2 protein-coding genes are annotated in these 663 nt (G+C 50.1%); both read left to right on the top strand.

The annotated features are described in order from the left end of the window. On the top strand, nt 1–568 hold a 568-nt coding region (locus ACWHAR_RS27985; RefSeq protein WP_452088552.1), incomplete at its 5' end, for a ThiF family adenylyltransferase. Nucleotides 569–592: 24 nt separating this feature from the next. Then, nucleotides 593–663 (top strand): hypothetical protein (locus ACWHAR_RS27990; RefSeq protein ID WP_452088553.1); only part of this gene is annotated, 71 nt, incomplete at its 3' end.

Here is a 663-nt window from a genome sequence, read left to right on the forward strand (position 1 = left end):
GTGTGTCGCAAGCTATGGCATCACATATAGCGTAATTCCGGGAAAAACGCCGTGTCTTCATTGTCTTTTGGGGCATTTGCCTGCGAATACCATGACGTGCGACACAGCAGGGGTGATCGGTCCGGTCGTCCAGCAGGTTGCCGCATACCAGGTAACAGATGCCCTGAAGCTGCTGACCGGGCATGAACCGTCAGGGATGCTCCGCTCATTTGATATTTGGACAAATGAGCGGTCTGAAGTCCGGGCTGACACGCTTAAACATGAGACATGTCCGACGTGCGGAAAAGGCGAGTTTCCGTTTCTTTCAGCTGAAAACGAAACAAAAGCAGCCGTTCTTTGCGCCAGACAAACGGTTCAGATCAGGCCGGCCGCGGAACAGCCGCTGGAACTGGAATCGCTTGCTGCCAAATTAAAAAAAGCCGGTTTAAATGTGACGGGAAATCCTTATTTAGTTTCCTGCCGTGCGGAGGATTTTAAGTTCGTGATTTTTCAGGATGGACGTGCTTTAATTCACGGAACGAATGATATCAATCGCGCGAAAACGATATATCACAGGTGGATTGGCTAAAAGGCCGAAGGGAGTGCAAACATCATGAGCATATATAAAGCATTAACAATCGCCGGATCGGATTCAGGAGGCGGAGCCGGCATTCAAGCCGACAT

The sequence above is a fragment of the Bacillus sp. LR--39 genome (assembly GCF_053613335.1).